The organism is Arthrobacter sp. UYNi723 (assembly GCF_054057635.1).
In genome coordinates, this window is sequence record NZ_JBSRZM010000053.1 from 1 (window position 1) to 10,106 (window position 10,106).

The following is a 10,106-nucleotide window of genomic DNA, read 5'->3' on the forward strand; positions in this document are numbered from 1 at the left end:
ACGCCGCCGACGGCACTAAATCAAGACGCCACGGCAAAAACCTGCCTCGTCACCGGCAACGACGCCCCTACCGTCAACCACTGCGACGCCTAACACCACCACGCGTCAAGGTAGGGGTGTTCGGGTTCGTTGACCAGGATCCGCCGGAACCCCTGTTCCCGCACCGGGGTGGTGGCGTCGAGGAAGTTTAGTTCGTTGAGGTTTTCGAGGTCGAATGTCAGTGACCCGAGTGAGCCATAGACTTCTATCCGAAGACTGTTCTTCTGCCCTGTGGCCACGCGGGAGGCCTCCACCGAGGCGCTGATGTTACCTGTCATCCCGAGGGTGGCCCATGCGGCATCGTCGACGGTCACTTCTTCCGGACCGTTGGGGCCGGGACGCTCTGCGACGAACGTCCTCAACGTGCCGGTCACCTCAGTCACAGCTTGACCGGTGAGGTGCTGGACCTGGTCGATGGCATGGGAGGCGATGTCCCCCAGTGCGCCTGAGCCGGCTGTTTCCTTCCGCAACCGCCAGGTCATCGGGGCCTTGTCATCGGCGAGCCAGTCCTGCAGATACGCTGCCCGGACGTGCCGGACGATGCCGAGCCGGCCCTCCGCGATCAGTTCGCGGGCCATGGCCAGGGCGGGCACACGGCGGTAGTTGAACCCGACCATGGACTGCACCCCGCGGCCCCGGGCCGCTGCGGCGGCAGTCGTCATGGCCTCGGCCTCGGCGATTGTGTTGGCGAGGGGTTTTTCGACAAGGACATGCTTGCCCGCTTCGAGCGCTGCGATGGCGATTTCGGCATGCATCCAGCCCGGCGTGCAGATATCGACGATGTGGATGTCGTCTCTGGCGATCACGGCGCGCCAGTCCGTCGCGGACTCGGCCCAGCCATACTTTTCAGCGGCTTCGGCCACCTGTCCGGCGTCCCGGCCCACGAGGACTTTCTGCTCGAAGGCCGGGACGTCGAAGAAGCTGGCGACGTTCCGCCAGGCGTTCGAGTGGGCCTTGCCCATGAACGCGTAACCGATCCCCGCCACACCCAGGGGTTTGCTCGGATTGGTCCGGTAAGACATGATTTTTGTTCTTTCTGGGAATAGCGATGGGCTTCGTCTTTGGTGAGCTTGCACAGGCCAGCCTTAACGGCAACAGGACTAAGGGAATCGGCCCGTTGCCAGTCCGCTTCAGAATGAGAGTTTGGTGGCCGTTGGCGTCGCAGGATGGGGGAGGGGGCTGGTTCCCAGGAGTAACGGGAGGGGGACGGGCGGCCCGCACCCCTTCCCCTATCCTTACTTCGCGGTTGTGGCGAGATCGGCGACCGTTGGCACGTCGATCCACACGCCCTTCTCGGCAGAGGCCACGATCGCATCCTCGATGAGCGCCGTCTGATAGCCGTCGGCGAAGTTCGGGCTCACGCTGCCGCCTTCGGCGATGGCTTTGAAGAAGTCGTGTGCTTCGATGATTTTCGTCTCGCCGTAGCCGATGCCCAGGGCCGGGATGGGCCAGAGGCCATCCCCGTATGGGTGGGCCGGGCCGGTGTAGACGGTCCGGAATCCGCGCCGGTCGTTCTGGTCGGAGGCGAAGCAGACCTGGAGTTCGTCGCGGCGTTCGTAGTTGAAGGCGATGCTGCCTTCGGTGCCGTGGATCTCGAAGGTGATGAAGTTGTTGCGGCCGTAGGCGTTGCGGGTGGCCTCGATGGAGCCGACGGCGCCGTTGGCGAAGCGGACCATGGTCATGACCTCGTCGTCGACGTCGACCTCGCCGCGGGGTCCTTCGCCGCCCCGGACGGTCCCCAGTGCGTCGGCGCCTCCGGTCTGCAGTGGTCGTTCGGGAATCCAGGTGGAGAGGACAGAGTTCACGGAGGAGAACTCGCCTACAAGGTAGCGGGCCATGTCGACGACATGGGTGGCGATGTCGCCGAGGGCCCCGGAGCCGGCGATGTTCTTCTGGAAGCGCCAGGACAGGGGGGAGTTGGGGTTGGCGGACCAATCCTGGAGGTATGTGCCGCGGAAGTTGAGGACGCGGCCGATGGCGCCTTCCTCGATGTATTTCTTGGCCAGGGCAACGGCGGGGGTGCGGCGGTAGTTGAAGGCGACCATGTGTACGATGCCGGCGTCCTTGACCGCGTCGTACATGGCCTTGGACTCCTCGCCGGTGCGGGCGAGGGGCTTTTCGCAGATGATGTGCTTGCCGGCCTGCGCCGCGGCGATGGCGATCTCGGCGTGGAGGTGGTTGGGGGTGGCGATGTCGACGACATCGATGGCCGGGTCGTCGATGATCCGCCGCCAGTCGGCGGTGGAGTTCTCGAAGCCGAAGCGGCGGGCGGCCTCGGCAGCGAGCGTGTCGTTGGCTTCGGCGATGGTGTGGCGGACGGGGAGGGCCGGGGCGGGCCAAAAGAACATGGGCATGGCGGAGTAGGCCAGGGAGTGGGCCTTGCCCATGAAGCCGCCTCCGATGAGGCCGACGTTGAGGTTCTTCACGATCGTGTTCCTTTTCTGAAATGCGTGTGGGGGAGGGTTGTTAAGGGAGGAGTTCTTCGAGGTACCGACGGCTGATCTCGGCGGCAGCGCGGGGGTCGCCGTCGTACTCGTCGAGTTCGACCATCAGCCAGCTGTCATAGCCGCTCTCCCTGATGGCTTGGATGATGTCCGGGAAGTCGAGTTCGCCCTGCCCGAGGGGCAGGAAGGCGAAGGGATCCTTCCGGAAGTCCTTGAGGTGGACGTGGCGTATGCGGTCCGGGTATTTGCGGATGAGGGCGGCCGGGTCGCCGCCGCCGGCGGCAAGATGAGCCGTGTCCGGGCAGAAGCCGATGCGGGTCAGGGCCATCAGCCGGTTCAGCTCGTCGGGGTTCTCGACGATCGTCGTGAGGTGGGGATGGTAGCTGGCGGAGAGACCGGCGGACTCGGCGATGTCGGTGACCTTGTCGAGGGCCTCCCCCAGCCGACGGTAGTCCTCGTCCGTGGTGCCGGTGGCGCGCCGGGCGCCACCTCCGACGACGAGGCGCTCGGCCCCGAAGGTCGCAGCGAGCTCGGCGGCGCGCTGGATGCGGTGCAGCTCGTCGGGCAGGATGTCAGTGTAGATGAAGTTCGCGCCGGTGTAGACGCTGACGAGGGAGACGCCGGCCTCGTCGAGGATGCTGCGGAGTTGCTCGGGCTTGTCGGCGTATTCAGCGAGGTTGCCGTCGAACATCTCCACGCCCTCATAGCCGGCGGCTGCGATGTCCTTGACCGCTCTGTCCATGGGCCCATGGGTCATGTAGAAGAGGTCTTTAATGCTGGTCACCCCTACCGGGTGGCCTACGACGCCACCCCAGGTGATTGTGGAGTATCCGAGTTTCATGCTGAGGCCTTTCAGATAGGTCAAGAGGAGACAGGTGGGTTTAGGGGGCCGGTGGCGCGGGCAATTGCGCTGGCCAAGGCTATTTCTTCCGGGCGAGGGCGACGGCCAGGATGATGATGGCCCCGCGGACCACCTGCTGCTGGCTGCTGTCGAGGCCGGCCAGGATCAGTCCGTTGTTGATCAGGCCAATCAGAAGGGCGCCGAAGAGAGTTCCCATGATGGAGCCGAAGCCGCCGAAGAGGCTTGTCCCGCCGAGGATGACGGCGGCAATGGCGGATAGCTCATCGCCTGATCCCCATTGGAAGCGGCCGGACTGGAGACGGCCGGCGTACAGCATGCCGGCAACGCTCGCGACCATGCCAGAGATGAGGAGCACCTGGAATTTGATGCGTTTGGTGTTGATGCCGGTGAACTCAGCAGCGTTGCGGTTACCTCCGGTGGCGAGGACCTGGCGGCCGAACTTTGTGCGGTTCAGGACGACGGCGCCGATGGCAACGAAGATGGCGCTCCAGGCGACCAGGCCCGGTACGGGACCGAAGTCACCGGATCCGAACAGCATGTTGAAGGTGTCATTCAGGATCGGCTGGGGGGCCGAGGCCGTAATCCACTGGGCGACGCCGACTGCGATGCCCAGCATGCCGAGCGTCACCAGGAAGGACGGGATGCCAAGGAGACTGACCAGTGCGCCGTTGATCGACCCGACCACGAGTCCGACGGCTAGGCCGGCGAGGATGCCGGGGACCAGGCCCCATTGGGACAACGCCATGGCTGTACAGACGCTGGAGAGGCCAGCCACCGATCCGACGCTCAGGTCGATTTCTGCGCAGGATATGACGTAAGTCATGCCTACTGCGATCACGGTGATCGTGGCCGTCTGCCGGAAGATGTTGAGCAGGTTCTGCGGGGACAGGAAGCCCTGGTCGCGCAGCAGAATGGCGAAGAATATGAAGACGACGACGAAGCCGATGTAAATGACGTAACGCCGCCAGTCGAGCTCTTTCAGCATGGTGCCGAAGCTGCGGGGTGCCGCGGTGTTACGGGGGGTGATGGTGTTGGCGTTGCTCACTGTTCAGACTCCCTGGACTGCAAGTTGAAGATATTCCTCGTCAGCGATGTCGCTGCGGGGGATGTCACGGATGACGGAGCCGTCCTTGAGGACGAGAACGCGGTCGCTGACCGCGAGTAGTTCGGGGTACTCGGAGGAGATGACGATGACGGCTTTGCCGGCGCTGGCGAGTTCACGGATCATGTCCAGGATTTCGCTCTTAGTGCCGATATCGACGCCGGCGGTCGGTTCGTCCAGGATCAGGATGTCTGGATCGGTGCCCAGCCACTTGGCGATGACCACTTTCTGCTGGTTGCCGCCCGAAAGCAGGCGCACGGGGCGGTGGGGGTGGGCGACCTTGACCGCGAACTTCTTGATGAGGGACGAGGACAGTTCCTTGCCCTTGGCGGAGTCCAGGAGCGGTCCCCGCTTGATCTGGCCAAGCAAAGGCAGCAGCAGGTTGTCGCGGACGGAGTGGTCCAGGACGAGGCCTTGAGCCCGTCGGTCCTCGGGGATGAGGGCAACACCGGCGTCGATTGCCTGCTGCGGCGAGGTCAGATTGATTTTCTGCCCCCGGATCAGGATCTCACCGCTATCCAGCCGGTCGATGCCGAAGAGTGTCCGGGCAAGTTCGGTACGACCGCTACCCATCAGACCGGCCAGGCCCAGAATCTCACCGGGGCGGAGCGAGAAGGAGACGTCCCTTACCCGCCGCCCGGCATTCAGTCCGCGAACCTCCAGCAGGGGTGCACCCTCGTGGGCCACATGGTCCCGCTCACGGTAGGCAAGTTGGCCCTCGATCTTCTTGCCGACGATGCCTTCCACAATCTGTTCGGGTGTCACATCGGTCAGCGGCTCGGTAAGGAGTCGACGGCCGTCGCGAAGGATGGTGATCCGGTCGGCCAGACGGTACACCTCGTCCATGCGGTGAGAGATATAGATGATCGAGATGCCCCGCTGTTTGAGGCGGTCGATCAGTTCGAAGAGCGCTTCGGACTCGTGCCGGGCCAGGCTGGCGGTGGGTTCATCCATGATCAGCACCTGGGCGTCCTGCGAGAGTGCCTTGGCGATCTCGGTCAGCTGCCAGTAAGCCGTGCCGAGCCGGGAAACCTCAGCACGAGGGTCGACGTTCACCTCCATCTCGGCGAAGACTTCCTTGGCCCGCCGCTCCGAGGCGCGGTCGTCGATGAGCCCGCCCGCACCGAGCGGCTCGGAGGCAAGGAAGATGTTCTGAGCGACGGTCAGGCTCGGTACGAGGCTGAATTCCTGGAAGACCATTCCGATGCCGGCGGCCTTCGCGTCCTGAATCGAGTTGATGGCGACCGGATTGCCTCCAATGAGGATCTCGCCAGCGTCCGCCTGGTAGACACCTTGAAGGATCTTCATCAGTGTGGACTTTCCGGCACCATTGCCTCCTGCGAGGGCGTGGACCTCGCCCTTCCGGACGTCAAAGCTGACATCCTTCAGCACTGAAACGCCGTTGAAGCCCTTGGAGATCGAGCGCATCTCGACCACATTGTCTGCGGTGTTCATTGTTGCCCTTTCAGGACGGTGCGGGGGTGGGGTACCCCCGCACCGTCGGGTCTGGCTACTTTTTATAGGACTCTTGAATGTCCTTGGGAGCGTCCTCGTGGTAGACCTGCTTCCAGGCTTCCAGGACGTTGGAGTGGTCAACCGGCAGTGCGCTCAGCGCCACATATGCCGGTGCTTGCTTGCCGATCAGTGCGCCTGCGGCCAGCCGGGCTTCGGTAACGCCCTGGTCGAACGGAACCTGGGCCCCGAGGCCGACGACGAGTTGATCTTTGGCCAGTGCGATGGCGACGTTCTTGCCGAGGTCCTCAGTGGCGATCTTCAAATCCTGTCGGCCCGCGGCACGGGCTGCAGCCATGACACCTTCTGCGGGGACGTCCCACACCGCCCAGATGCCCGACAGGTCGGCGTACTTGCTCAGCATGGCGTTCGCAGCGGCCTGGGCGTCTCCTGCGAAGTCCGGCCCGGCGATGCCCTTCTCCTCGACGATCTTGATGTCGGGGTACTCCTTAGTGATTGTCTCCTTGAATCCCTGGTAGCGCTGCTTGGTCACGAAGAAGTCGGCCTGGTGGAAGACAAGTCCGATCTTCCCCTTGCCACCGAGGGCCTTGGCCATTTGGTGGGCAGAGACGACACCGTTGCCATAGTTGTCGGCAGAGACAACAGAGACGTAGTCCTTGCCGGCAGTCAGTCCCTGGGGGATGTTGTCCATAAAAACGATCTTCGTTCCGGCGGCCGCGGCTTTCTTGTAGGCGGAGGCCGTGGCCACGGGGTCCGTGGGGATGGAGACGATGATGTCCGGGTCCTGCGTCATGACGGTCTCGATGTCCGATACCTGCTTGTCCGGTTTAAAGTTCGCGTCGGTTGTGGCGATGACCTTGATGCCAAGCTTTTCGAATTCGCTCTTTAGCCCGTTGGTCTGGGCGGTCGCCCAGTCGTTGCCGCCGTAGTGCATCACGATTGCAGCCTTGGCGTTGAGTGCCTTGACCTTCCCGATCTCTTCGGGTGTCAGATCTGCAACGGATGCCGGCGAGGGCGTCTCGCCGTTGGGGCCCTTGCTCAGGACCTGTCCCTTGATGTTGTCAAGGGCCTGCTGGGCCTTCTCGGACACCCCCGCATCAGGAGCGTTTGAGGTGCCCGTTGTCGAACTGCTGCAGGAAGCGACGGAAAGTGACAGGACTGCGGCCAAGGCCACAATGGGAAGCCTGCGGATCATCATTGTTCTCCAGTGCTTGTGAGTGGATGGATAGGTCGGATGGTTGTGTTGGATCAGGCCAGGGCTATGGCGAGGGCAGGGGGAACCGGCGACAGGACGAGTCCGCCAGTGGCGGAGGCCGTGCGGATAGCAGCGGCCTTGTCTGAAGCCCTCAGGAACGCCTCTGCATGCACTTTGTCGACGAAGAAGCCCAGGGAACACGGTCCGTGATGGGCTTGAACCCACCGAACCGCCTCACCTGCCGCTTTCGTCATTTCACCGCCGGCTGTCTCGGCGACCGAGCCGTCAATGGTCGACAGTGACGTCGGCGCGCCTGATTGGTCGACAGAGACCACCAGGCTCGCCCAAAGGAGGTTGTCATCGAAGATGCCGACGACAGCCGAGGAGCCGGCGGAGACGAAGGTGCGGACAGCGACTGCGAGATCATCACGTGCGGTGTCCGTCAGGAGCACTTCCAAATTGGCCCACTGGGCCGGGTCAATATTTCGAAGGCCAACGCTGGGGTCGAGTAAAAGTGCATCGACGATGGTGTTGCTCATCCCGCTCCCTCTTCGTTGAAGTCTGTCTCCGTCAACGTTTACGAAACCACCGTGAACGTTTACGCTTAGAAAAATCGTAAACGTTTACGGATGTTTGTGTCAAGCATCACGCCACTGTCCGATTTGAGGTTTAGGATGCGTGCGGCGACGTAAGATTAAGGCCGCACGGAACAACCGCGGACTCGGCCCGGCCAGTGCAGGACAGGAGAGCACGTGAGAGGAACAGTGATCCCCCGTGAGGCGAGTGAGCGGCTTCCGGACGCTTCGTTGCGGCGGAAGCCGACCATCAACGATGTGGCGCAAATCGCCGGCGTCTCGTTCGGGACTGTCTCGCGAGTCCTCAACAACGCACCGGACGTCAGTGCTTCAACTCGCGAGCGAGTTCTGCAGATCATCAAGGACATCGGGTACCGGCGGAACCGGGCCGCGACCGCGCTGGTCACCAGCCGGTCAACTTCCATCGGCATACTCTCGGACGGCTCGCCACGGTTCGGCCCTGTCGGGACACTCATGGCCCTTGAGAACATTGCGCGTAAGAAGGGCTACGCCACAACCGTTATCAGTGTCGAAAAACCCTATGAAGAGTCTGTGCAAGCCGCCCTCGACACCTTGGACGATACCGGCGTCGGGGGGGTCATAGTCATCGCGCCTCTCGTCGACATGGCAGCAGCTGTCTGGAATGCCTCATGCCGTGTACCAGTGGAGATGATCGCCGCCGGAGCATCGTCAACACCAAACGTCTTCACATACTCAGAAAATCAGGAGCTCGGAGCGAGGCTGGCCACCCAGCACCTCATAGACCTAGGCCACACCGACATCGCCCACTTCGCCGGCTCCATGGACTGGTTCGACGGACGGGTACGCAAGCGCGGTTGGAGGGCCGCGCTCCGTGACGCCGGACTTGCCCCAGGGCTGTGCATCGAGGGCGACTGGAGCCCCAAATGGGCCTACGAGTCCGGCCTCCAGCTCGTCCGGGAGGGAAGGATCCCTCAGGCGATCTTCGCAGCCAGCGACCATACCGCCCTGGGGCTTATTCGCGCTTTCGCCGAAAACGGCATCCGCGTCCCGGACGATGTCAGCGTCGTCGGATTCGACGACATCGAAGGGTCGGACTATTTCCTGCCTCCCCTCACCACTGTGCGCCAGGACTTCACCGCACTGGCACTCATGAGCATGGAGGTGCTACTCGGCGCCATGGACGGGCGGGACGTGGACCGTACGCCAATCACGCCGACGCTTGTAGTACGCAACAGCTCCACTCGCGCCAGCTCCCACAGCACTTCACCAAAGGACACATGAAAGGTCTCGAAACAAAGTGTGGGCGGCATGGCCGTGGCTCGTCGACCAGGGCTGTTCGGCCCATGAGCAGGCTCTGCCTTCGCTTGAAGCGATTGTTACAGCCTTGGAACTCGACAAGCACTGATGCCCGGCAAAGAATTTGCAGACGCTGCCTGCACGCAGTGGCGACTAGGGCCGCAGCTGCGGCACCCTGGTGCCGGTTGCGGTGCGCCCGGCACCAGGTAGCTAGTGACAGTGACTTTTGGATCCAGGCCCGTATCGGCGCTGGACAGTAGCCGTACAGTTCATTCTCGTTTGTGCTGGGTGCGGATCCGCGGTCGTATTGGCCCGGTTGAACCACGGCGAGCCACAGGCAAATGGGCTGCGGCCCCTCACACCCTCGCGACTGGTACCACCGCCCCACATCTCACCGGCGCCGGCGAAACTGACGGAATCCCCGTACCGGAACCATGTGCACCCTGGTCCTGGCCTGTTTGGGAAATATGAACGCGACCAGGCGCGTCTTTCGGACAGTGCACCAGCAGACTGCCGGACTTCCTGAGTCCCCGGCTTTGGGGAATAGTTTCCAGTGCCGGGCTGGCTGACAGCGCCCGGCCCCGGACGCGACCAGGGCAATCGTGTGCGCAAGTTCCCTTTGGCACACCACAGAGCCCTGGTGGGTGAGCGCGGCAGCTCAGTGGTTGGCCTGGAATATGGCAAAAAAGGTGTGTGGACATTGTCCACATTTCGGGCTTCGGATTGGGTCGTATGTGGGACGGACCGGGCCGGATTCCGCATGTTTCCGCGGGAGCCCTGTGTCTGCAGGGGTTGGAATGCAGTTCGAGTCCCACCTCGGGCACGTTTTCCCACGTCAGGGGCGTTTTTTGCTTCTGATGTGTGTACATTTACCCTCCGTCGGCCCCTCTGAGACCGGCTGCGGAGTGTGTCTGGCGCCGCGCGCCTATGAAATTATGTGGGTGGCGGGGTCAGAGCCCTGGATGGTGGGCCCTCCGCCTGCTTGGATGTGGGCGTACTTGTGTCTCCTTCCGACTTCCCTGCTGACCGTGGGTGGTCTTTCACTTAGGGCTCGCGAAACAATAATGCCGGCCGGTCACGGCGTGTCGGGTGTGGTGAGCGTGTAGTTCCATTCGCCGTGGAATTCGTGGCGGGTGAG

Annotated in this window: 7 protein-coding genes and 1 pseudogene; 1 reads left to right on the forward strand and 7 read right to left on the reverse strand. The window is 63.0% G+C overall.

Going from position 1 to position 10,106, the window contains the following annotated elements:
* Nucleotides 1-95: 95 nt before the first annotated feature.
* The 7 genes and pseudogenes from ACVWY0_RS21695 to ACVWY0_RS21725 form a co-directional block, all read right to left on the reverse strand.
* Nucleotides 96-1,061 (reverse strand): annotated as a pseudogene (locus tag ACVWY0_RS21695) (Gfo/Idh/MocA family protein); the annotation flags it as partial.
* Nucleotides 1,062-1,274: 213 nt separating this feature from the next.
* Nucleotides 1,275-2,465: a levoglucosan dehydrogenase gene (locus ACVWY0_RS21700; protein WP_485838534.1), complete on the reverse strand. Its 1,191-nt coding sequence runs from the start codon at nucleotides 2,463-2,465 to the stop codon at nucleotides 1,275-1,277.
* A gap of 40 nt (nucleotides 2,466-2,505) precedes the next feature.
* On the reverse strand, nucleotides 2,506-3,324 hold the full coding sequence (locus tag ACVWY0_RS21705; protein WP_485838535.1) for a sugar phosphate isomerase/epimerase family protein: 819 nt from the start codon (nucleotides 3,322-3,324) through the stop codon (nucleotides 2,506-2,508).
* Nucleotides 3,325-3,403: 79 nt separating this feature from the next.
* Entirely contained in the window at nucleotides 3,404-4,390 is a 987-nt protein-coding gene (locus ACVWY0_RS21710) for an ABC transporter permease (protein WP_485838536.1), read from the reverse strand.
* A gap of 3 nt (nucleotides 4,391-4,393) precedes the next feature.
* A complete protein-coding gene (locus ACVWY0_RS21715; RefSeq protein WP_485838537.1) occupies nucleotides 4,394-5,902 on the reverse strand; it encodes a sugar ABC transporter ATP-binding protein in 1,509 nt (502 codons plus the stop codon).
* Between the two features lie 55 nt (nucleotides 5,903-5,957).
* The gene (locus tag ACVWY0_RS21720) at nucleotides 5,958-7,118 is read right to left on the reverse strand and encodes a substrate-binding domain-containing protein (protein WP_485838538.1); all 1,161 of its coding nucleotides are present in this window, start codon (nucleotides 7,116-7,118) and stop codon (nucleotides 5,958-5,960) included.
* A gap of 50 nt (nucleotides 7,119-7,168) precedes the next feature.
* Nucleotides 7,169-7,654, reverse strand: a complete 486-nt coding sequence (locus ACVWY0_RS21725; RefSeq protein WP_485838539.1) for a hypothetical protein — start codon at nucleotides 7,652-7,654, stop codon at nucleotides 7,169-7,171.
* A 213-nt stretch (nucleotides 7,655-7,867) separates the two neighbouring features.
* On the opposite strand from ACVWY0_RS21725, the gene ACVWY0_RS21730 reads away from it, so the two are divergent.
* The gene (locus ACVWY0_RS21730) at nucleotides 7,868-8,953 is read left to right on the forward strand and encodes a LacI family DNA-binding transcriptional regulator (RefSeq protein ID WP_485838540.1); all 1,086 of its coding nucleotides are present in this window, start codon (nucleotides 7,868-7,870) and stop codon (nucleotides 8,951-8,953) included.
* Nucleotides 8,954-10,106 lie beyond the last annotated feature (1,153 nt).

What these genes read in the sequence shown, in the direction of transcription:
- ACVWY0_RS21705 (WP_485838535.1), bottom strand. Translation starts at nt 3,324, where the DNA reads ATGAAACTCGGATACTCCACAATCACCTGGGGTGGCGTCGTAGGCCAC.
- ACVWY0_RS21715 (WP_485838537.1), bottom strand. Translation starts at nt 5,902, where the DNA reads ATGAACACCGCAGACAATGTGGTCGAGATGCGCTCGATCTCCAAGGGC.
- ACVWY0_RS21720 (WP_485838538.1), bottom strand. Translation starts at nt 7,118, where the DNA reads ATGATGATCCGCAGGCTTCCCATTGTGGCCTTGGCCGCAGTCCTGTCA.
- ACVWY0_RS21725 (WP_485838539.1), bottom strand. Translation starts at nt 7,654, where the DNA reads ATGAGCAACACCATCGTCGATGCACTTTTACTCGACCCCAGCGTTGGC.